A 22,088-nucleotide genomic window follows, 5' to 3' on the forward strand; every position below is an offset into this window, starting at 1 on the left:
CGGAATCGTCGGTTCCTCACCGTCCGTATTTAACACGACCGTAATGTTGAGGTGCCGTTCGTGCGTGAGCTGACGATTTGGCGATCCGGCCTATCCGATCCCGGCGACTTTCCCTACTCTGCGGTGCTCGACGCGTTCCAGCGCGTCGGTAAACACTTTGTCGAAAAAGAACTGCTCGCACTTCTCGACGAGATACGGACGCACGTCGTCGCGGCGGGGCGCGCCGCCGCCGGGCCCACGGAGCCGCACCGGTTGCTGCGCGAGTTCCTCGACGTCGCGCTCGACAAGTGGGACGGCCGGTACGACTACCGCAGCTACCTCGCGCTGCCCCTGCTGCGGCTGCCCTGCACGGCGGACGACCCCGGGACCGACGCGGTGCCCGACCCGGCGGACGCCCGCCGCGACTCCGACCGGCTCCTGGTGCGGCTGGTCGCCGACGCCCTCGCCTTCGAACTCGCCGCCACGGCCGGAGCCACCACCCTGCTCCCCGAGCAGCGCCCCGGCCCGGCGACGGTCGCGAAGCGCCTGCGGCTCGGCGTCCGGGCCGTGTTGCCCGCGATGTCCCGGCTGGACCCGGCGTGGACGGTCGACGACCGGAGTCCGGCCACCGCCGCGGCGGCCCTGCACGCGTTCGCCGTCGCCGACGGCACCGGCGACGAGGAGCACCGGCTGCGGCTGAGCATGCTGCCGGTGTACCGGTCGCACGACGAGTACCTGTTCGTCCGGGTGCTCCAGGCGTACGAGTGCGTCTTCGCCGGGCTCGCCGACGAACTGCGCGGCACGGTCGCCGCCCTGCGCACCGGGCAGCCGGGCACGGCGGCCGGCCCGCTGGCGTCCGCCCGCGACCGGCTCGCCGCCGCCGCGCCGCTGTTCTCGCTCCTGGCCACCATGCAGCCGGAGTCCTTCCGGACCTTCCGGGAGTACACCGAGGGGGCCAGCGCCATCCAGTCCCGCTCCTACAAGCTGGTGGAGTCGCTGTGCCGTACCCCCGACGGGTCGCGGCTGGACTCGGCGGCCTACCGCTCGGTGCCGGAGGTGCGCGAGTGGGTGCTCGCCGGGCACCCGTCGGTCGACGCCGCCTACCGGGCGGCGGCCCACGCCGGCCGGCTCGCCGGGGCCGACCGCGACCGGGTGGAGCGGGAGATGCGCGCCTTCGCCGAGGCGGTGCTCGGCTGGCGGCGCACCCACCACCGGCTGGCGGTCCGGATGCTCGGCGCGCGCCCCGGCACCGGATACACGGAGGGCACCCCCTACCTGGCCGCCGTCCGCTCCACCCCCGTCTTCACCGCCGTCGGCCCCGACCCGGGCGCGACGGCCCCGCCGACGAACACCGGAGGCTGTCCCGCGTGAGCACCCCCGACCCGGCCCCGGCCGCCGACGAGGCGCGCTGCCTCGACGCGGACGCGCACGCCGCCCTGCGCGCCGAGTTCCCGCTGCTGCGCACCTGCGTCTACCTGAACAACAACTCCACCGGCGCGGTCCCGCAGGGCGCGCAGCGGGTGCTGGCCGACTACTGGGAGACCCTGCGCGGCTGGCGCGACGACGTGTGGCAGGGCTGGCACGTCGGCCTCGACCGGTACGCCGACTCGGTGGCCACGCTCATCGGCGCGCCCGCGGGCAGCGTCGTCACCGACGCGAACCTGAGCACCCTGCTGGCCCGGATCGCCTCCTGCTTCGACTACCGCCCGCCCCGCGACCGGGTCGTCACCACCGACCTGGAGTTCCCGACCGTGCCGTTCGTCTGGAACGCGTTCGGCCGCTACGGGGCGCACGCCGACGTCGTCGCCACCGGCGGTGTCCGGTTCGACCAGGACGCCCTCGAAGCGCGCATCGACGAGCGGACGCTGCTCGTGTGCGTGCCGCACGCCAGCTTCGCCTCCGGCGACACCATCGACCTGCCCCGGCTCGTCGCCCACGCCCACGACGCCGGCGCCCTGGTGATCGTCGACGCCTTCCAGACGGTCGGGGTGGTGCCGCTGGACGTGACCGCGCTGGGCGTGGACGTCGTCCTCGGCGGCGCGCACAAGTGGCTGTGCGGCGTCGGCACCGCCTTCTGCTACGTCCGGCCCGACCTGACGCCCCGGCTGGAACCGGCGGCGACCGGCTGGCAGGCCGGGGACGTCGCGCTGACGTTCCGGCCGTCGACCGGCTGGGCGGCCGGCGCGCAACGGTTCGCCGGCGGCACGCCGTTCCCGCTCACCTCGCTGGTCTCCCAGGTGGGCCTGGACCTGCTGGCCGGCGTCGGGGCGCCCGCGATCCGGCGGCACTCCCTGGCCTGCACCGGGCGGATCGTCGAGCGGGCCGCCGCCGCCGGGATCACGGTGGTCAGCCCGACCGAGCCGCACCGCCGCGGCGGCGTCGTCTGCCTCGACGTGCCCGACGGGGAGGCGGTCAAGCGGCGGCTCGCCGCGCGGAACGTGATCTGCAGCTGGCGCGGCTGGCTACGGGTCGGCCCGCACGTCTACAACACCCTGGAGGAGATCGACGTGTTCATGGACGCCCTGGAAGCGGAGGTCCGCCGGTGAACGTCACCCTGTCGCCGCGGGCGCTGATGAGCCTGCTCGCCAACGGCCCGAAGGCGATGGACGTGCTGGAGACGGCCCTCGCCCTGGGCCTGCTCGACGCGCTGGAGCCGGGCCCCGCCCGCCTGGGCGACCTCGCCGCGCGGTTCGGGTTCCGGCCGCTGCGGCTGTACAAGTTCCTGGACTGCCTGGAGAGCCTCGGCGTCGTCACCCGCGAGGAGCCCGACGACGACATCGCCGCCGCCCGCTACCGGGCCGAGCCGGGGCTGCGCGACGCCGTGGCGGCGGTCGTCGGGCCGGGCGCCGTCGAGCGGGACCGGGACCGCTACCCGTGGCGCGTGCTGCACGGCCGGCTGGCCGAGAGCCTGCGCGGCGAGGTCGGCATGACCGACGAGGACTTCGCGTGGCCGCCGCGCACCGACGAGCAGACCGCCGCGTTCGAGCGCAGCATGGCCGTCGGGCTCGGGCCGGTGCTGGAGACCCTGCACCGGCACGCCGACCGGCTCTGGGCGGACCGCCGCCGGCTGCTCGACGTCGGCGGCGGCGACGGCACGCTCGCCGCCCGGGTGCTCGACGACGCCCCGCACCTGCGGGCCGACGTGTTCAACCTGCCGGCGGTGGCGCCCCTGGTGGCCGAGACCCGGCAGCGGCGCGGCCATGCCGAGCGGCTGGGCTTCGTCGGCGGGGACTTCTTCGCCGAGGCGCTGCCGACCGGCTACGACGCGCTGGCGTTCGTCCGGGTGCTGCACGACTGGCCCAACGACGTCGCCCGCCGGCTGGTCGAGGCGGCGTACCGGGCCCTCGAACCGGGCGGGCTGCTGCTCATCGGCGAGGAGTTCCGCACCCCGGACCGGCTGGCGATGCAGTTCTTCTGGAGCTACTTCCTGATCGGCGTCGACAGCTGCGTGAGCCGGCTGCGGGAGGTCGAGTTCTACACGGGGCTGCTCAAGGAGGTCGGCTTCGAGCGGGTGGCGGTGCTGCCCGGCGGCTGGGAGCTGGTCACCGCGTACAAACCGGCGGCCTGACCGGGTCGGGCGGGCCGCGACCCGCCCGACCCGGTCGGCGCGTCAGGCCCGGCGGCCCACCACGGCGCCGTTGGCGCCCGGCGCGTCGAACGTCAGCCGCTCGACGTCGACGAAGCCGGCGTCGGCGAGCCACGCCGCGTACTCGGCGCCGGAGTAGTTCTTGCCGCCCTCGGTCTCGACGAGCATGTTCATGCCCATCAGGGCCGCCTCCGGTGGGCCGGCGCGGTCGTCGTCGAGCAGCAGCTCGCAGATGACGACCGCGCCACCGGGCGGCAGCGCGGCGTGGCACTTGGCCAGCAGCGCCCGGTTGGTCGGTTCGTCCCAGTCGTGCAGGATCATGCTGAGCAGGACGACGTCGTGCCCCTCCGGGAGCGCCGGGTCGGCGAGGAAGTCGCCGGCGACCGTGCCGATCCGGTCGGTCAGGCCCTCGGCCGCGATCCGCTCCTGTGCCTTCGCGCACACGTGGGGCAGGTCGAAGATCGTCGCCCGCAGCTGCGGCAGCCGGCGGCAGAACTCGATCGGGAACGCCCCGGCCCCGCCGCCGACGTCGAGCAGCCGGGTGTGCGCCCCGAAGTCGTACGTGTCGGCCAGCGCGCGGGCGGTGAAGCTGGAGGTGGAGAACATGGCGTCCCAGAACTGCGCCAGCATCTCCGGGTCGACGGTGTCGAACAGCGACTCCTGCGCCTGCGGGTCCCAGGTCAGCGGCCGGTTGGTGCGCAGCGCGTCGGCGATGCGGTGCCACGGCAGGTAGGTGCGCAGGTCGGAGTAGCGCACCTGGGCGCCGAAGTAGTAGGGCCGCCCCTCCACCAGGAACTGCTCGGCCAGCTCGGTGTTGCGGTAGCCGTCGCCGGCCCGCTCCAGCAGGCCGAGGGACGCGCTCGCGGCCAGCAGGAGGTCGGCGGGGCGCTCGTCGAGCCCGAACTCGGCGGCGGCCTCGGCGAGGGTGATCGTCCGGCCGCCCGCGAGGCGGGTGAACAGCCCGAACTCGACGCCGACGGCGAGGGTCTTGAACCCCCACACACCGGCCACCAGACGCATGAGAGGAGAGGGATTGATCATGAGAGCATGAGATCACAGCCCTCGTCGGATCCACAGTAGACACTCCGGGGCGGGTCGCCCGGCCGTCGGCCGGGCCCGCCGCCGCGGGCACTCGGGTGACGGCGGGCACACGCGCGGGCCACCTGCGCACCTGCCGCCGCGGGCGCTCAGGTCGGGGCGGACGCACGCGCGGGCCACCCGTGCGCCCGCCGCAACGACCGGCCGCGCCGCCGCCCCGACGCCCCGCCGGATCGCGCGGGAACCACGCCGCGCCGCCGAGCGACTATCCGTACATGCGGTGCGAGCGGTGGCGGGAGATGCTGTCGGCCCAGTTGGACGGGGAGGAGACCCCGGCCGAGCGGGTCGCGGCCGAGGGGCATTTGATCACGTGCGGTGACTGCCGGGTGTGGTTCGAGACGGCCGCGGCGGTGACCCGCCGGGCGCGTACCCGGGTGGTGACGGCGACGCCCGACCTGGCCGACGCGGTGCTCGCCGCCGTGGCCGGCGGGCCGCAGCGGCGGCCACGGCGGTGGGCGCAACGGTGGTCGGCGCAACGGTGGCGGGAGCGGCTGGTCGCCGGGCTGCGGGCCACGCTGGGGCTGGTGGGGGCGGTGCAGGTGGTGCTGGGCCTGGTGCAGGTCGGCCGGGGCACCAGCGTCGCCCACGCGCACGTCACCGGGCAGCACCTGTGGCACGAGTCGGCGGCGTGGAACGTCGCCGTGGGCGCCGGATTCCTGTTCGTGGCGGTACGACGGTTTCCGCCGGCCGGCGTGCTGCCGATGCTCAGCGCCTTCGTCGCGACCCTGGTGCTGCTGTCGGTCAACGACCTGGTGACCGGCCAGGTCGCCGTGTCGCGGCTGGTCAGCCACGCGATCCTGGTGTTCGGCTGGGTGCTCACCGCGCTGCTGTCGCGCCCCGGCCTGCGGCCGGGTGGGCCCGCGCCCCGGCAGGGCCGGTCGCCGGGATCCCGCTGGCGCGTCGAGCTGGACGCGCCCGAGCCGTCGACGCCGACGCTGCGGCTGCTGCCCCCGCACCCGTACTCGGCGCAGGCCCACGCCCGCCGCGGCGCGGCCGTCGGGGGGCGGGGCGACCGGCGGGCCGCCTGACCGGGCCCCGGTGCCCGGGGCGGGTGGGCTCAGCCGGCCCGCGTCGACCGGGTGTCGGCGTGCCAGGCGGCGACGAGGTCCTCCCGCGCCCGCGCGACCCGGGAGCGGATCGTCCCGACGGGGCAGCCGCAGACCTGCGCCGCCTCCGCGTACGACAGGCCGGCGACCTGGGTGGCGACGAACGCCTCCCGGCGCTCCGGGGCCAGGCCCGCGATGAGCTGGCGCAGGACGACCCCGTCGTCGGCGCCCGGCCCGGTCGCGGTCGCGTCCTCCGCCGCCGCCTGCCAGTCCGGCAGCGCCGCCGTGCGCGGGCGGGTCATCGCCGTGCGGACGTGGTCGACGGCGACCCGGCGGGCAATGCTGAACACCCAGGTGCGGGCCGAGGAGCGGCCGGCGAAGCCGGGCAGGCTGCGCAGCGCGCGCAGGAACGTCTCCTGGGTCAGGTCGTCGGCCTCCCCCGGACCGGCGAGGTGGGCCAGGAACCGCCACACCGGGCCCTGGAGCGCCCGGACGAAGGCGGCGGCCGCCGGCTGGTCGCCCGCGCCGGCCAGCCGCGCCCAGCGGGTCACCTGCTCGTCGTCGGCCCCCGCGCCAGCCAACCCGGGGCCGCTCACGGGCGGCCGTCCGTGCCGGTGCCGACCGGCGGCCGCGACGGGCGGTGCCGTCGGGCGCTCACCTGGACCGGTACGGTCCGTGACGCTGCTCGGTTCACGTGGTCTGTCTCCCGGCCCAGCTCCGGCGGTTGGCACCCCCCGCCGGGGCGGAGGACCGATCTCGATACGCCGCCCGGAAGCGCCGCACCCTGGTTGGTCGGTGGCCGGGGCGGAAAAGTTCCCGGAATCCGCTCGGGCAGGTCCGGGGTTCCTATGCCCGAGTAGCGGTCCGGACACGCCCGTGCGGGCCGCCCCCGGTCAGGGGCGGCCCGCACGGGTGCGCCGGAGCCGGCCGGCTCAGTCGTCGTCCCGGTCGTCGGCGTCGTCGTCGTGGTCGTCGACGTCGTCCCGGTCGTCGTCGGCGTCGACGGGCTCCCGCTCGGCGTCGACCACGGTGCCGTCGTTGCGGTCGACGTCGATCTCGTGCTCGGTCTGCCCGTCGACGATCTCGACGCTCCACACCGCCCGGCCGTTCTCGTCGTCGGCCTCGATCTCGACGATCCGCCCGCCGCCGGCCCGCGCGAGGGCGATCTCGCCGGCCCGCTGCCGGTCGACCTTGGCGGCCGGGGTGCCGGTCTCCGCCGGGGCGCCGGTGGCCGACGGCACGCCGGTGGCCGGGGGAGCACCGGTCGGGGTGCCGGTCGCGCCATCGCCCGGGGTCGTGGTGGCCGCCGGGGCGGCGGTGGCGGCGGTCAGGGTGGTGCGGGCCACCCGGTCGTCGGCGGCGGTGACGCCGACGGCCACCCCGGCCGCCGCCAGCATCGCCGCGCCGCCCAGGGACGCCATGATCAGGGAGTTGCGCTTCATCTCGGGCACCTTTCCTCGTGGTTCCTGCCAAGAAGGATCGGTCCCGGCGCGATAGCGGCGCGCTGCACCGACGCTAAGGCCCGGTTAAGGCCGCGCCGGCGCTAGGAGCGCGGCGGCGCGCCGAGCCAGAGCCGCACCTCCGCACCGCCGCCGGGGGCGGTGCGCAGCTCCAGCCGGCCCCCGGCGGCCTCCGCCGCCCGCCGGGCGATGTCCAGGCCCAGGCCGGTCGACCCGGCCGGGCTCGCGCCCCGGGCCACGGTGGCCGCGGGCATGCCGGGGCCGGAGTCGGCCACGGCGAGCAGCACCCGCCCGTCCCGCCGGGCGAGCCGGACGGTGAACGCGGTGCCGTCCGGGGTGTGCGCGAAGACGTTGCCGAGCAGCGCGTCGACCGCGGCGGCCAGCTCGTCGGCGGGCACCCCGACCGGCAGCGGCCCACCGGCCAGGTCACGGTGGACCTCCCGCCCGGTGTCCTCGGCCAGCACCGACCAGAAGGCCACCCGGTCGGCGACCACGGCGGCCGCGTCGCAGGCGGCCGGGGCGGCGGCCGGCGACCGGTCACGGCGGGCCTGGCGGATCAGGCCGGTCACGGCCCGCTCCAGCGCGTCCGTCGCGGCGGCGATCCGGGCCGCGTCCTGCGGGTCGGGCAGCGACTCGGCCTCCAGCCGCAGGGCGGTGAGCGGGGTGCGCAGCCGGTGTGACAGGTCGGCCACCTGCTCGCGTTCCTGCGCCAGGAGCACCTGGATGCGGCCGGCCAGGTGGTTGAGCGCGCCGGCCACCTCGCGCAGCTCGGCCGGGCCGGCGGGGGTGACCCGCGCGTCCAGCTCGGCGTTGGCGAGCCGGTGCGACACCGCCGACAGCTCGGTGATCGGCCGGACCAGGGTGCGGGCCAGCCGGTCGGCCACGGCCAGCCCCACCAGCACGAGCAGCACGCCGAGCAGGGCCAGCACGAGCCAGGACCGGGTCACCCCGGCCGTCAGCTCGGCGTGGGGCACGACCGTGCGGATCACCCCGGTGCCGTCCGGCCGGCCCTGCACGGCGATCACCACCTCGCGGCCCGCGTCGGACTCCGCGGTGAGGCTCTGCCCGCGTTCGGCCAGGGCCACCGCGGGGGTACGCGGGACGGGCGTGCCGAGCACGGTGTCGCCGGGCAGGTAGACGCTGACCGGGCGGCCCGACTCGGCGGCGAGCTGCTCGACGGTCAGCCGGATGGTCTCGGCGTCGGCGGTGCCCACCACGGGCACCAGGCTCTGCGCGTCGGCGGTGGCCCGGACGGTGGCCCGGTCCTCGGCCACGGCGCGCACCAGCAGCGCCAGCGGCACGAGGAACGCCACGAGGGTGAGCACGCTGACGGCGGCGGCCAGCAGCGCCAGGCGGGCCCTCACGCCGCGCCGCCCGGCGGCTCCAGCCGCACGCCCACGCCCCGCACGGTGTGCAGGTAGCGGGGCTCCTGGGCGCTCTCGCCCAGCTTGCGGCGCAGCCACGACAGGTGCACGTCGACGGTCTTGTCCGCGCCGCCGTACGGGATCTGCCAGACCTCGGTGAGCAGCTCCCGCTTGGTGACCACCTCGCCGGGCCGGGCGGCGAGGTGGTGCAGCAGGTCGAACTCGCGCGGGGTGAGCTCGACCGCGACGCCGTCGAGGGTCACCTGCCGGGCCCGCGGGTCGACGCGCAGGCCACCCACCACGAGCGTGGGATCCGCCGCCCCGGCGGCCGCGCCGCGGCGCAGCACCGCGCGGACCCGCGCGTCGAGCTGGGCGGCGGTGAACGGCTTCACCACGTAGTCGTCGGCGCCGGCGTCGAGGACCCGGACGATCTCCGTCTCGTCGTCCCGGGCGGTGGCCACGATGACCGGCACCGCGCTGACCGCCCGCAGCATCCGCAGCAGCTCCCGCCCGTCCAGGTCGGGCAGGCCCAGGTCGAGCACGACCAGGTCCGGCCGGTTGTCCAGGGCGTCGCGCAGCCCGTCCATCGCGGTCGACGCGGCGGCCACCGCGTGACCCCGGTCCCGCAGCGCCCGCACCAGCGGCGTGCGGATGGTCAGGTCGTCCTCGATCAGCAGCAGGCGGGGCACACGACGAGGCTAGCCGCACCGGCCGGCGGCGGCCGGCGTTCTTAGAACTCCTAACTCTGGGTGCGTTGGAGTTGGCGCCAGCAGATGAGGGCGCAGGCGAGGCTGAGGAAGGCTTCGTGGATGTCGTCGCGGATTTCCCAGCGGATGCGCAGGCGGCGGAACCAGTGCAGCCAGGCGATGGTGCGTTCCACGACCCAGCGTTGGGTGCCGAGGCCGGAGCCGTGGGGTGTGCCGCGTCGGGCGATGACCGGGGTGACGCCGCGGGCCCGGACTTGTTGGCGGTGGCTGTCGTAGTCGTAGCCCCGATCGGCGTACAGCCGGTCGGGGCGACGCCTCGGTGGCCCTGGCCGGCCGCCGATCGCGGGGATGGCGTCGAGCAGGGCGGTGGTCTGGGTGGAGTCGTGCCTGTTCCCGCTGGTCAGTGTGACCGCGAGGGGGATGCCGCCGGCGTCGGTGATGACGTGGTGTTTCGAGCCAGGCTTGCGGCGGTCGACCGGGCTCGGACCGGTTTTGGGCCGCCCTTGAGCGCCCGGATGTGGGAGCCGTCGATCACCGCCCTCGACAGGTCCAACTGCCCCGCGCCGCGCAGCCGGGCCAGCAGCAGCTCGTGCAACCGCTGCCACACCCCAGCCTGGTTCCAGTCCCGCAACCGGCGCCAGCAGGTCATCCCGCAGCCGAACCCGAGTTCCTGGGGCAGGTACTCCCAGGGGATCGCGGTGTAGAGCACGAACAGGATCCCGCACAACACCTTCCGGTCATCCAACGGCTTACGCCCCGGGTACCGGCTGCGGCGTGGTGGGCGGGGTGGCAACAGCGGCGCGATCTCGGCCCACAACTCGTCCGAGACGATCCACGGCGGCTGCTCACCCCTCCTCACGTTCAGACGGAACGACCCTCACATCCAGTCGGTTACGCCCAACTCATTAAGTTAGGACCTCTTAACCGTCCCTTAGCGTCGTCCCACGCCGGGGCCAACATTCGATCGGGGATAGTCGGGGCATGCGTCGTCGTTCGTTGTTGGCGGTCGCGGGGTGGCTGGCCACCGCCGTGCTCGCCACCGTGATCGGGCTGGCCGCGATCCGGCTGGTCGGGGAGAGCATCACCGGCACCCCGGGCGGGGTGCGCAGCCAGGAGGAGGTCGAGCGGGCGCTGGCCGCCCCGGCGTCCACCGCAGCCGCCTCCCCGACGGGGGTCCCCTCTCCCGGCGCGCCGGTGCCGACCGGATCCAATCCGCCGGAGCCGGGCGGGTCGGGCGGGCCGGAGCCGACCGGGTCGGGCGCGCGGCGGGTCCTGGCGACCACCGGTGGCACGGCCGTGGCCGAGTGCGTCCCGGGCGGGGTGCGGCTGGTCTCCTGGGCCCCCGCGCAGGACCACCGGGTCGCCGACGTCGACCGGGGGCCGGACGACGACGTCGAGGTCACCTTCGTCGGGCCGGGCGGGGAGCACGAGCTGAAGGTGCGCTGCGTCGGCGGCGAGCCGGTCGCCGTCGCCGACGACTGAGGCGGGCCGGCCCCGCACCGGGGCGGCTCAGACGCCCGAGGTGACCCGGTAGGCGTCGAACACCCCGTCGACCCTGCGGACCGCGGCCAGCAGGTGCCCCAGGTGCAACGGGTCGGCCAACTCGAAGCTGAACCGGCTCACCGCCACCCGGTCGCGGGTGGTGGTGAGCGTCACGGAGAGGATGTCGACCCGCTCGTCGGAGAGCACCCGGCTGACGTCCGCCAGGAGCCGCTGCCGGTTGAGTGCCTCCACCTGGATGGCCACCAGGAACGCCGAGGCGGAGGTGAGCTTCCAGCTCACCTCGACCACCCGCTCGGCCTGGGCCCGCAGCTCCGTGGCCTTGGCGCAGTCGTCGCGGTGCACACTCACACCGTTGTTGCGGGTGACGAACCCGAAGACCGAGTCGGGCGGCACCGGCGTGCAGCAGCGGGCCAGCTTGATCCACACGTCGCCGGCGCCCCGCACCACCACGCCCGAGTCGTGGCCGTTCATCCGGACCCGGGGCGGCCGGGTGGCCACGGCCGTCTCGGACATGTCCTCCGCCGCGCCCTCCTCGCCCCCGTACGCGGCCATCAGCTTCTGCACCACCGACTGCGCGGAGACCCGGCTGTCGCCGACCGCCGCGTACAGCGACGCCACGTCGGCCAGGTGCAGGTCCCGCGCGACCGCCAGCAACGCCTCGGGGGTGAGCATCCGCTGCACGGGGACCCCCTGCCGGCGCATGGCCGCGACCAGCGCCTCCTTGCCGGCCTCGATCGCCTCCTCCCGGCCCTCGACGCTGAAGAACTGGCGGATCTTGGTCTGGGCGCGGGGGCTCTTGACGAAGCCCAGCCAGCCCCGTGACGGCCCCGCCGTGTCGGACCTCGACGTGAAGATCTCGATCACGTCGCCGTTGGACAGCGTCGACTCCAGGGGCACCAGCTTGCCGTTGACCCGCGCCCCGATGCACTTGTGCCCGACCTCGGTGTGCACCGCGTACGCGAAGTCCACCGGCGTCGACCCCGTCGGCAACGGGATGACGTCACCCTTGGGGGTGAAGACGTACACCTCCTGGCTCGACAGGTCGAACCGCAACGCGTCGAGGAACTCGCTCGGATCCGCCGCCTCCCGCTGCCAGTCGAGCAGCAGGCGCAGCCACGTCATCTCGTCGACGTGCGCGGGGCCGCCCCCCGCCTGCGCGCCGTGCCGCCACCGGGCCATGATCCCGTACTCGGCGACGCGGTGCATCGCGTGGGTGCGGATCTGCACCTCCAGGTGCCGCCCCGTGGGCCCGACGACCGTCGTGTGCAGCGACTGGTACATGTTGGACTTGGGCAGCGCGACGTAGTCCTTGATCCGGCCCGGCACCGGCGGCCAGTTGGCGTGCACCACGCCCAGGGCCGCGTAGCAGTCGCGCACCGTGTCGACCAGGATCCGCACCCCAGCCAGGTCGTAGACCTCAGCGAAGTCGCGGCCCTGCACGATCATCTTCTGGTAGATCGCATACATGTGCCTCGGCTGGCCCGTCGCCTCCGCCCGGATCCTGGCGGCCCTCAGGTCCGCGTCCACCTTGACGGTGACCTGGCGCAGCAGCGCCTCCCGCCGGGGCCGGCGCGCTTCCACCAGGCGGGCGATCTCCTCGTACCGCTTGGGGAACAGCGTGCTGAACGCGAGGTCCTCCAGCTCCCACTTGATCGTGTTCATGCCGAGCCGCTGCGCCAGGGGCGCGAGGATCTCCAGCGTCTCGGTCGCCTTCTGCTCCTGCTTGGGCCGGGGCAGGAAGGACAGGGTGCGCATGTTGTGCAGCCGGTCGGCCAGCTTGATCACCAGGACCCGCGGGTCCTTCGCCATCGCCACGACCATCTTGCGGATCGACTCCGCCTCGGCGACGTCGCCGAACGTGACCCGGTCGAGCTTGGTCACCCCGTCGACGAGCGCCGCCACCTCGTCGCCGAACTCGACCCGAAGCTGGTGCAGGGGGTACGCGGCGTCCTCGACCGTGTCGCCGAGCAGCCCCGCGACCAGGGTCGTGGTGTCCATGCCCAGTTCGGCCAGGATGGTGGCCACCGAGAGCGGGTGGGTGATGTAGGGGTCGCCGGACTTGCGGTACTGGCCGGAGTGCCACCACGACGCGGTGTCGAACGCGCGCTGCAACAGCAGGACGTCGGCGTCGGGATGGCTCCGCCGGTGGGCGGCCACCACCGGTTCGAGCGCCTCGCTGACCTGGGGGGTGTCGCCGCCCAGGAGGCCGTCGATGCCCATCCGGCGGGCCAGCCGCCGCACCGACGAGACACGGTGCGGCTCCGCGCCGCCGGCCCGCGTCGGACCGGGCGCGGCCGCGTCGGGGACGAGGTCACCGGGCGGGGGCGCTGCCTCGACGCCGTCGAGGTGGGCGAGCGCGGTGACGGCCACGCGGCGCTGCAACGGCGCCAGGCCCGCCTGTCGCGCGAGGCGGACAAGCAGCTCGCGGCCCCGCCCATCGCCCGCGCGGGCGAGCGCGTCGGCGGCCCAGACGCGCTGCCCGCCCTCGAACGCCTCGTCCTGGCCGACCACGGCGAGCAGGGCGGGACCGTCGACGTCGACGAGACGCGCCACCTGTTCCATGATCCATTTGTCGCCGCCGTCGCCGACCGTCCCGTCCGGGTCGACGGGGCGGGGCGGCGTCGGGTGCGGCGCGAGGTCGGCCAGCGTGCGCAGGGCGCCGACCCGCAGCCGGCGGTCGATCCTCGGGTCGGTCACGACGGCCCGGGCCAGGTCGGCTCCGGCGGGCCGGCTGAGGTGGACGCAGGTGTCGACGGCCACCTGCCGGTCGTCGACGGATACGCGCTCGTCGTGGGCGATGGCACGCAGCGCCCGGACGGCGTTGTCCACGACCTCCACGGTCAGGTCGTGGCCGTCGTCGACGAGCGCGCCGACGAACAGGGCCGCGCCGAGGCCGCCGGTGGCCGTCATGGCCCGCAGGGCCGAGGCGACGGCGTCGGGCTGCGGCCACGCCGCGACCAGGAACCGGGCGAAGGACTGCCGCCAGGCGGGCGGGGGCACCGCCCGGCCCGACACGGTGCGCAGCAGCAGGTCGCGGAACGCCGGCCCGGCCCGGTCGGCGTCGTGGGCGACGACCTGCGCGGCCAGATACTCCTGGATGGTCTGGTGCAGGAAGACGAAGTCGTCGCCCCGCTCCAGCAGCACCCCGCTGCGGCGCAGGAGATCGGCGAGCAGGTCCCGCCAGGTGCCCGTCGGCACCGACGGCGGGGGCAGGTGGCGGGTCCACCGGGCGAGCCTGTCGACGGCCGGTTGCGCGTCGCCGGCCAGCCGGTCCGCGGCGAGGCGGCCGATGAGGTCGTCGCGCTCGACGATGAGCCGCTCCCCCGCCTCCTCCGCCTGCCGGCCGTAGCGGCGCAGCCGCCGCAGCACCTGCTGGCGGATGCCGCCGTCGGCGTCGCTGTACTGGCGTTCGCAGAGCAGTTGCACGAAGTCGTGGAAGATCCTGCTGCGCCCGCGCGGCAGGCGACGCGGCGCGCTCGCCACGAACAGCTGGCACAGCATGGTGGCCATCAGCGGGTTGCGGGCCAGCTCCCCCAGCCCGAGCCGGTCGAGCTCCCGGTCGAACTCGTCGGCGGTGTCGCCGGGGCGATCGACCGCGAGGCGGCTGAACCAGCCCTCGGTGAACCGGCGGCGCTGCTCCTCGTCGAAGGCGAGCAGCTCGAACCGCAGCGGCTCCCAGTCCGCCCCCGAAGTGGCGTGCAGGTCGGCGGCCGGCCGGGTGGCGATGACGAACCGGTGCGCGCTGCGCGGCGTCGCCCGGTGGGCGGCGAGGAAGGCGAGGACGTCCTGCCGCCGGCCGGAGTCCATGATCTCGTCGAGGCCGTCGACCAGGACCAGCCAGGTCCCGTCCGACATGGGCGGGGCGTCGAAGAAGCCCGGGGGCCAGGACCCGCCGTTACCCGCCAACCCGAAGTCGGCCCGCACGCTCCGGGCGACCGCCGCACCGAGGCTGTCCGCTTCGAGCAGGTCGGTGGCCTGCACCCGGACCGGGACGTCGGTGACGTCGGTGCTCTGCTGACGCCGGACCAGGTCGCGCGTCACGACGTGGAAGAGGCTGGACTTGCCCGCGCCGGCGCCGCCCACGAGAAACGCGTCCCGGTCACCGTCGAAGACGACCTCGGCGGGGCGGATCGGCGCGGGGACCGACCACGCCGCCGTGGGTGTCTCGTGTAGCCGGGTCGTCTGCCGGACGTAGACGGCGGACAGGGGCGGCAGCTGGGTGGTCGCGGGCATCCGGTACGGGTGCCGGGCCGACGCCCGCTCCGCCAGCGCCAGGTAGGCCCGTAGCTGGGGGCCGGGGAAGCGCCACCGGCCGGCGGCGAGCTGCCGGTCGGTCAGCAGGCTCAGCCAGTGCCGGTGGTGGGGCTGGACGGCGGCGAGGTGCGGGTCGGCGTGCCCGCAGCGGGCGACGATCTCGCCGACGGGCAGCATGTGGGCGCTGCCGGTGGTGCTCGACGTGCAGATCATGCCGCACACCGCGCCGGTGCGGTGGTTGACCACGGGGCTGCCGCTGAACCCCGCCGTGACCGGGGTGCCGCGCAGCCGGAGCAGGCGCAGCGGGTCGTCCTCGCTGCGCCGCGACTGGCCCTCGTAGACGAACGTCGCCGGCTGGCCGCTGCGGAACATGCCGTCGGGGTGCCCGTACGCCCAGAGCGCGTCGCCGACGCTGATCACGGGGCTGGACAGGACGGGCGTCAGCTCGGCCGACGGCACCGACTGGTCGACGGCCAGCAGGGCGAGGTCCAGCCCGGCCCGGCTGCGGTGGACGGCGTCCGGGACGACCCGCAGGGTCAGGCTGACCCCGGCGGCGACCACCCGCCCCAACGCGGTCTCCGGTGTCGGCTGCCCGTCGGCGGCGAGCACGTGCGCGCAGGTCGCCACGGTCGCCGGGGCGACGAGGAAGCCGGTGCCGCGGCTCGGCGCGCCCCCGGACGGCGACGGCACCTCGATGGCCACCGTGGCGGCGTGGAGCAGTTCCTCCCAGCTCGCGTCGACCGCGGTCGCTAGGTCGTCGGCTTTTCCCACTCGAGGCCCACCTTGACGCCGGACTTGGCCGAGGCCTTGCCCAGGATCGCCACGAACTTGCCAGACTCGACGGCGAACTCGCAGCTGAACTCGACCGACAGCCGGGTCACGTCCGCCCCGCGCAGCGAGTCGGCGACCTTGCCGGCGAAGGCCGCCAGCCCGGCGAGCGCCTCGTCCAGGCTGGCCGGACGGCCGGCGACCTCGGCCTCGTCGCTGGACGCCCCCGCCCGCAGGACCCCGGTGGACAGGTAGACGACATGCCCGTCGACCCGCAACGGCACCAGGCTCTCCGGCCCGTCCACGGCAGCGCCGTCCTCGTTCACGCAACCCACCTCACGTCGCTCGTCGGGTGACGAAGGAGATTCGAACGGTAGTCGCTCGGCGCAACGTCCGGGGCCCGCCAGGCCGGGCAAGCCCTTTCCCGCCCGCCGCGACGCCCTTGACATCCGCCGACGCCCTCGACAGCATCGTGGCAAGACATCGACCTGAGCCGATGATGGGCGTCGCCGTCGCCCGGCCACCACCACCGCCGGCCGGGCGAGCGCCACCGACGTCCACCCGGGCGCGTCCTCGTGGGCGGCCCGCGGGCACCGCCACCGTCCCGAGAAGGAGGCCCGATGCCGACCGTGAGCGCGCGCGGCAGGTCGCCGCGCCTGGTCCTGCTGGTCACGACGATCCTCGCCCTGGTCGGCGCGGCAGTGGCGATCAGCCCGCAGGCCGCCTCCGCCGCCACCGTCGACACCGGCGCGACGTACGTGTTCGTCAACCGGCACAGCGGCAAGGCCATGGACCTCTACAACTGGTCCACCGCCGACGGCGCGCCGGTAAACCAGTACGCCCGCAACGACCTCGCCGTGCAGCAGTGGCGCTTCGTGGACGTGGGCGGCGGCTACTACCAGATCCGCTCCGTGCACAGCGGCAAGGTGCTCGAACTGCCCAACGCCGTCGACGGCACGCCGCTCGTGCAGAACCCGGCGGTCAGCGGCAACACCCGCCAGCACTTCGGCCTGGCCGACTCCGACGGCGGACACGTCCGGTTCGTCAACCGGCACTCCGGCAAGGCCCTCGACGTGTGGGGCTGGTCCACCGCCGACGGTGGCATGATCTCGCAGTACCAGGACCTGGGCGGGGCCAACCAGCAGTGGCAGCTCGTCCGGGTGGGCGGCGCCGCCGCCGACTGCGGATCGGGCTCGTTCCAGGCCGAGGCGGTGCTCAGCGGCGGCACCTGGACGGTCCGCAACGGCGGCAGCACCGTCCACACCGGCACCGACCTGCGCGCCGCCGTGCAGGCCGCCGTGAACAGCCTGACCGCCGGGCGCACCAGCAAGCAGCGGGTCGTGGTGCGCGGCTCCGGCTCGATGAGCGCCGGTTCCCGGATCTCGCTGCCCAGCTACACCGCCATCGACGTCTGCGGCACGATCAACGTGACCGGCACCGGCTCCGGCGACCAGGCGCCGATCTACTCGCGGGGCACCACGCAGGTGGAGGTGCAGCACCTCACCGTCACGGGCAACCCGCTGTACGGGATCTTCCTGCGCAACGTCACCAACGTGGTCCTCGGGCAGATCGACATGCGGCTGACCGCCGGCCTGGGCGTCCGCATCGACAACCGCGGCGACACCAGCCAGTGGACCCGCAACGTGCGCATCGACAACGTCTACGTCTCCGGGGCCAGCTCGCACGCCGTCGAGACCTACGGCGTCGACGGCCTGACCATCGGCACCGTCACCGCCCGCAACGTCGGCGAGTCGGGGCTGCTGCTCAACCAGACGATCAACGCCACCGTCACCACCGTGGACGCGGAGAACGCCGGCGCCGGCACCGGCTACGCGGCGTTCCGCATGGCCAACCGCAACGGCCGCATCGGCGACAGCTACCCGACCAACGTCCGGGTCGGCACCGTGCGGGCCCGGGGCGGTGGCCGGGGGATCTTCTGCGTCTCCGAGTCCGGCGGCGCGGCGATCGACCGGGTCGACATCGCCAACACCGGCAACAACGCCATCCTGATCGAGAACTGCTACGGGGTGAACATCGCCTCCGGCGGCGGCACGATCAGCGGCGGCGGCGAGGTGCGGCTCGCCGAGCGCACCGAGTTCCCCGGCACCCGCGACATCACGCTGCGCAACTTCACGCTGGTCAACAACCGGATCGTGGAGAACCCGTGCGTGGACAACCTGACCATCAGCAACGTCACGCTGAACAACTCGTCGATCAGCCGCTGCTGACCGGGCGGCGCACGGGGGCCGGCGCGGGCGCGCCGGCGGCGGCTCAGGCGGGGTCGGCCCGGCCCAGCCGCCAGTACCCCATGAACGCCACCGCCCGCCGGTCCAGCCCCCGCTCGGCCACCAGGTGCCGGCGCAGCGTCCGGATGACGCCGGCCTCCCCCGCGAGCCACGCGTACAGCGGCACCGGCGCCGCCGGGACCGGCACCTCCCAGAGGAGTTCCCGGTCCACGTCGACGTCGGTGACCGGGCCGGCGGCCGGCGTGGGGCCACAGAGCTCGCCGGCCGCCGCCGCGACGGCGGGCACGAGGCGGCTGCCGTGCCGCCCACCGGCCCGGGGCAGCCAGGTGACCCGCACGCCGGGCGGCGCGGCGACGCCGAGCGCGTCGGCGGGCTCGGGCACCTCCAGCAGCGCCCGCCCCCGGGCGTCGGCCGGGAGCCGCTCCAGGATGGCGGTGATCGCCGGCACGGCGGTCTCGTCGCCGGCCAGCAGCAGCCGGCCCGCCGGCGGCGGCCGGAACTCGATGCCGCCGTGCTCGCCGTCGAAGCCGGCGTCGGGGCCGAGCAGGGCCGCCCGGTCGCCGGGGCACACCCGGCGGGCCCACCGGGTCGCGGGGCCGCCGTCGCCGTGCAGGACGAGGTCGACGTCCACCTCGGCCAGGTGCGGGCGGGCCGCCCGGACGGTGTACGTGCGGACCGGGTTGCGCAGGTGCTCGGGCAGGGCCCGGTAGCGGATGTACCAGTCGGGGCCCCCGGGCAGGTCGACCTCGGCCCGCCCGGGCAACGGCAGCGCCAGCTTGATCCGCTGGTCGTAGCCGTTGTCGGCGAAGCGGTCGAGGTCGACGCCGGTGAAGGTGACGCGGACGAACGACGGGCTGAGCCGCCGCACGGCGCGGACCTCGACGTCGAACAGCCGCCACGGCGCGATGGGCAGGGTCTGGGTCATGGCGCCTCTCGGACGTGGGCGGGTTCCGTCCCACGGCACCCGGCGTCGATCATCGGACACCGGTCAGGTTAGCCTACCCTTACACGAGCGCGCGCAGGGGTGGGGCGTCGTCCCCCCACCGGGCGACCCGGCGACCGGATCAGCCTTGGGCGGCGACCCGGTCGAGGAAGACCGACCGGTCCAGGAAGAGCAGCTGGGCCCGCTTCTCCGGCAGGTCGATCCGCGGCCCGGGCACGAACCCGGCACGGACCAGCCGGGCGACCGCCCGGTCGTTGCGCGCGTCCGGCTCGGCGACGATGCGCAGCCGGGCCGGGTCGGCCAGCACGAAGGCGAGGAACGCGTCGAGGAGGGCTCCGGTGAAGCCGGGCTCGACGCCGCCGTCGGGCGGACCGATCAGCAGGTGGACGCCGAAGTCGCCGGGGCGCACGTCGTAGCATTCCCCGACCGGGTCGGCCGCCGGCTCGTAGGTCTGGAACAGCGCCGCCGGCCGGCCGTCGCGGTGCACCAGGTAGGCGTGGTGGGTGGCGAGCGAGTCGAGGTACTCGTAGATCTCGCGCACCCGCTCGCGGCTGGCCTCGCGCATGCCCCAGAACCGCGACCGCTCCCGGGTGACCCAGTCGTGGATCACGTCGACGTCGCGGGCCGGCTCGACGGGGCGGATGAGCACCTCGCCGAACCCCTCGACGCGTCGCCGGCAGGTGGTCGTTGCGGTCGTCATGGGACTCCTCGGTGGACCGACACCGTGACGGACAGTCACGTAGGGGTAGCTTAACCGGCACATCGACGGGCGTACCCGCCGCCCCGTCCACCCGCGACGTCCGGGCACGCACGCGGCCGGGCGGCCGGCCCCCGTCGGTGTCGGGGCCGGCCGCCCGCCTCGCCGCGTGGCGCGGCGGCTACCTCCAGGTGTCGGTGTTGGTCCGGACGCCGCCGGCCGGGGTGGTGAAGGTGCGGTTGCCCCCGGACTCCCAGGTGACGGTGCCGTCGGGGTTCTTCTTCACGTACTTGTACTCGACGGCGGTGTTCGGGGGCAGGTCGACCGTCGCCCGCCAGACCGGGTAGTCGGCCGGGGAGAGCGCCACGGCGTTGGCCGGGTTCCACCCGCCGAGGGCCGCGACGTTGCCGACGACGTAGACGTTCTGGCCGTAGCTGGTCGTGACGGTGGCGTGGAACGAGGTGGCGACCTGCCCGCTCGTGACGGTGTCGCCGCGGAACGTCTCGGTGACCGCGTAGGTGCCGCCGGCGGGGGTGGTGAACGCGCGGTTCGCCCCGGACTCCCAGGTGACCGCGCCGGCGGCGGTCTTCTTGACGAACTTGTACTCCACCGCCGTGGACCGGGGCAGGTCGACCACGGCCCGGTAGCTGCCGCCGCCCTGCGCGGTCAGCTTGACGGCGCCGGCCGGGGCCCACGAGCCCAGCTCGGCGACGCTGCCGACCACGTAGACGTCCTGGCCGGCGGCCGGGGTCGCGCCGACGGTGAAGGTCGTGGCGATCCTGTCGGTCGGGTTCGTCGTCGGGGTGGCCGTCGGCGACGCGGTCGGGGACACCGTGGGGCTGGCCGTCGGCGACGGGGTCGCGCCGGGGCGGGCGTTCACGTGGATCGCGACCGCGTCGTTGGCGGGGATCGTCACCGACGCCCGGCCGCCGGAGACGGTCACCGTGGCGCCGGCGCAGCCGGACGCGGTGGCGGGGCCGGAGACGACGTCGCAGTAGCGGCCGTCGGCGAGGCCGGTGGCGAACGTGGCGGTGGCGGCGCTGCCGGAGTCGTTGATGCCGATCCAGGCGCGGTCGCCGCGGTGGAAGCCGATGACGTTGCTGTTCACCGCCGTGAAGTCCGAGACGGTCCTGACCGACCGCGCGGCGTTGGCCCAGCCGACCATGCCCTTGATGCCGGTGGACTGGGTCAGGCAGTTCCAGGAGCTGCCGCAGACGGTGTCGGTGACGTAGCCGGTGCCGTCGGCAGGCGGGGACTGGTTGCGGTCGGACCAGGAGAAGCTGTCGTAGACCGACGGCTTGCCGTGCGGGTAGGCCAGGGCGAAGTAGGTGGCCAGGGTGTAGTCGCTGCCGTTCTTGTAGGACAGCACGACCCCGTCGCGCTCCAGGTCGTGGTTGGTGACCATGGCGAAGACGTTGGCGCTGGGCGCGTCGAGGTTCCAGCTGCCGACGTTGGCGAGCGTGGAGATCGAGCCCTGGAAGGCTGACTTCAGGCCCTTCGCGTACGCGAAGTCGAGCACGTCGCCGTTGCCGGTGAAGGCCCGGGCCTTGAGGGCGTCGTTGCTCGCGCCGTCGAAGATCTCCTGGGCGACGTACGGGCGCTTGTTCTCGGCGACGGTGTTGTCCAGCTTGCCGAGGATCGCCGCGAAGTCCTCCTTCTTGACGTGCTTGACGGCGTCCACCCGGAACCCGTCGACGCCGAGGCCGATCAGGTCGTTGAGGAAGGCGGCGATCTTGGTGCGGACGCTGTCCTTCTCGGTGTACAGGTCCGTCAGGGACAGCAGCTCGCAGCTGGTGACCTGGGCCTCGTTGTTCCAGTCGGTGATGGTGCCGTTGGTCGGGCAGTTGTCGCCCGGCCGGTGGAAGTCGCCGGCGCCGTAGGGCACGGCGGGGAAGCTGTAGCCGGGGCCGGAGAAGTCGGTGCCGGCGTAGCCGACGACGGACTCCGGGTTGTTCGCGCCGGCCATGTGGTTGACGACCGCGTCGACGTAGACCCGCACGCCGGCGTCGTGACAGGCGGTGACCATCGCCGCGAACTGCGCGCGGGTGCCGAAGCGGCTCTCCAGCTTGTACGACACCGGCTGGTACACCTCGTACCAGGGGTGCACGCCGTCGGCGCTGGTGGGCAGGCTGACCGACTCCTGGGGCGGCGCGACCTGGACCGCGCCGTAGCCGGCGGGGCCGAGGTGGTTGGTGCAGGCGGCGGAGACGGAGGTCCAGTTCCACTCCCACAGGTTCGCCGTCACCTCGCTGTCGTTGAGGGCGACGGCGGCGCGGGCGGGGGTGGCGGTGGTGGTGGCGGCAGCGACGATCGCCGGCGTCGCCCCGGCCGCGACGATCGCGGCGGCGAGCAGCAGGCGACCGGCGCGGCCACGGGGGTGTGGCCCTACGGGTTCCATGACAGGGGGGACCTTCTTCCGGGGTCGAAGAGGCACTGA

Annotated in this window: 17 protein-coding genes; 6 read left to right on the plus strand and 11 right to left on the minus strand. The window is 74.8% G+C overall.

Features of this window, described 5'->3' with window-relative positions:
* Window positions 1–51 precede the first annotated feature (51 nt).
* From HDA31_RS14505 to HDA31_RS14515, 3 genes are read left to right on the plus strand one after another with little or no spacing between them, the layout of a single operon-like run.
* On the plus strand, window positions 52–1,350 hold the full coding sequence (locus HDA31_RS14505) for a hypothetical protein (RefSeq protein ID WP_311774355.1): 1,299 nt from the start codon (window positions 52–54) through the stop codon (window positions 1,348–1,350).
* The gene (locus HDA31_RS14510; protein WP_246383980.1) at window positions 1,347–2,525 is read left to right on the plus strand and encodes an aminotransferase class V-fold PLP-dependent enzyme; all 1,179 of its coding nucleotides are present in this window, start codon (window positions 1,347–1,349) and stop codon (window positions 2,523–2,525) included. Before HDA31_RS14505 ends, HDA31_RS14510 begins: the two co-directional genes overlap by 4 nt.
* The gene (locus tag HDA31_RS14515; protein WP_178065481.1) at window positions 2,522–3,547 is read left to right on the plus strand and encodes a methyltransferase; all 1,026 of its coding nucleotides are present in this window, start codon (window positions 2,522–2,524) and stop codon (window positions 3,545–3,547) included. The genes HDA31_RS14510 and HDA31_RS14515 overlap by 4 nt, the downstream gene beginning before the upstream one ends.
* Before the next feature lie 42 nt (window positions 3,548–3,589).
* Here the strand turns inward: HDA31_RS14515 and HDA31_RS14520 are convergent, their stop codons facing one another.
* Window positions 3,590–4,606, minus strand: coding sequence for a methyltransferase (locus HDA31_RS14520; protein WP_178065482.1), 1,017 nt, complete (start codon window positions 4,604–4,606; stop codon window positions 3,590–3,592).
* A gap of 272 nt (window positions 4,607–4,878) precedes the next feature.
* On the opposite strand from HDA31_RS14520, the gene HDA31_RS14525 reads away from it, so the two are divergent.
* Window positions 4,879–5,691 carry a zf-HC2 domain-containing protein gene (locus HDA31_RS14525; protein ID WP_178065483.1) on the plus strand — a complete coding sequence of 271 codons (813 nt, stop codon included), beginning with the start codon at window positions 4,879–4,881 and terminating at the stop codon, window positions 5,689–5,691.
* Between the two features lie 29 nt (window positions 5,692–5,720).
* Here the strand turns inward: HDA31_RS14525 and HDA31_RS14530 are convergent, their stop codons facing one another.
* From HDA31_RS14530 to HDA31_RS14550, 5 genes are all read right to left on the minus strand, one after another.
* The gene (locus HDA31_RS14530; RefSeq protein ID WP_178065484.1) at window positions 5,721–6,305 is read right to left on the minus strand and encodes a sigma-70 family RNA polymerase sigma factor; all 585 of its coding nucleotides are present in this window, start codon (window positions 6,303–6,305) and stop codon (window positions 5,721–5,723) included.
* Window positions 6,306–6,641: 336 nt separating this feature from the next.
* The gene (locus HDA31_RS14535; RefSeq protein ID WP_178065485.1) at window positions 6,642–7,151 is read right to left on the minus strand and encodes a PepSY domain-containing protein; all 510 of its coding nucleotides are present in this window, start codon (window positions 7,149–7,151) and stop codon (window positions 6,642–6,644) included.
* A 101-nt stretch (window positions 7,152–7,252) separates the two neighbouring features.
* The gene (locus HDA31_RS14540) at window positions 7,253–8,533 is read right to left on the minus strand and encodes a sensor histidine kinase (RefSeq protein ID WP_178065486.1); all 1,281 of its coding nucleotides are present in this window, start codon (window positions 8,531–8,533) and stop codon (window positions 7,253–7,255) included.
* Window positions 8,530–9,222 (minus strand): response regulator transcription factor, encoded by a 693-nt coding sequence (locus HDA31_RS14545; protein ID WP_074476467.1) that lies wholly within the window; start codon window positions 9,220–9,222, stop codon window positions 8,530–8,532. Before HDA31_RS14545 ends, HDA31_RS14540 begins: the two co-directional genes overlap by 4 nt.
* Before the next feature lie 50 nt (window positions 9,223–9,272).
* A protein-coding gene (locus tag HDA31_RS14550) for an IS5 family transposase (RefSeq protein WP_219825130.1) occupies window positions 9,273–10,072 on the minus strand; the annotation gives its coding sequence in 2 pieces (ribosomal slippage) (window positions 9,273–9,736 and window positions 9,736–10,072; 801 coding nt in all).
* 149 nt (window positions 10,073–10,221) lie between these two features.
* On the opposite strand from HDA31_RS14550, the gene HDA31_RS14555 reads away from it, so the two are divergent.
* Window positions 10,222–10,722: a septum formation initiator gene (locus HDA31_RS14555; protein ID WP_178065488.1), complete on the plus strand. Its 501-nt coding sequence runs from the start codon at window positions 10,222–10,224 to the stop codon at window positions 10,720–10,722.
* 27 nt (window positions 10,723–10,749) lie between these two features.
* Here HDA31_RS14555 and HDA31_RS32975 read toward each other — a convergent pair whose 3' ends face one another.
* Entirely contained in the window at window positions 10,750–15,768 is a 5,019-nt protein-coding gene (locus HDA31_RS32975; protein ID WP_178065489.1) for a RelA/SpoT family protein, read from the minus strand.
* Window positions 15,747–16,091 carry a CU044_2847 family protein gene (locus tag HDA31_RS14565; RefSeq protein WP_178065490.1) on the minus strand — a complete coding sequence of 115 codons (345 nt, stop codon included), beginning with the start codon at window positions 16,089–16,091 and terminating at the stop codon, window positions 15,747–15,749. Before HDA31_RS14565 ends, HDA31_RS32975 begins: the two co-directional genes overlap by 22 nt.
* Window positions 16,092–16,385: 294 nt before the next feature.
* On the opposite strand from HDA31_RS14565, the gene HDA31_RS14570 reads away from it, so the two are divergent.
* The gene (locus tag HDA31_RS14570; protein ID WP_178065491.1) at window positions 16,386–17,993 is read left to right on the plus strand and encodes an RICIN domain-containing protein; all 1,608 of its coding nucleotides are present in this window, start codon (window positions 16,386–16,388) and stop codon (window positions 17,991–17,993) included.
* A gap of 43 nt (window positions 17,994–18,036) precedes the next feature.
* Here HDA31_RS14570 and HDA31_RS14575 read toward each other — a convergent pair whose 3' ends face one another.
* The 3 genes from HDA31_RS14575 to HDA31_RS14585 form a co-directional block, all read right to left on the minus strand.
* The gene (locus tag HDA31_RS14575) at window positions 18,037–18,936 is read right to left on the minus strand and encodes a siderophore-interacting protein (protein ID WP_178065492.1); all 900 of its coding nucleotides are present in this window, start codon (window positions 18,934–18,936) and stop codon (window positions 18,037–18,039) included.
* A 139-nt stretch (window positions 18,937–19,075) separates the two neighbouring features.
* The gene (locus tag HDA31_RS14580) at window positions 19,076–19,654 is read right to left on the minus strand and encodes a GNAT family N-acetyltransferase (RefSeq protein WP_178065493.1); all 579 of its coding nucleotides are present in this window, start codon (window positions 19,652–19,654) and stop codon (window positions 19,076–19,078) included.
* A gap of 178 nt (window positions 19,655–19,832) precedes the next feature.
* Window positions 19,833–22,049 carry a carbohydrate-binding module family 20 domain-containing protein gene (locus HDA31_RS14585; protein WP_178065494.1) on the minus strand — a complete coding sequence of 739 codons (2,217 nt, stop codon included), beginning with the start codon at window positions 22,047–22,049 and terminating at the stop codon, window positions 19,833–19,835.
* Window positions 22,050–22,088 lie beyond the last annotated feature (39 nt).

The sequence above is a fragment of the Micromonospora carbonacea genome (assembly GCF_014205165.1).
Classification (GTDB): Bacteria; Actinomycetota; Actinomycetes; order Mycobacteriales; family Micromonosporaceae; genus Micromonospora; species Micromonospora carbonacea.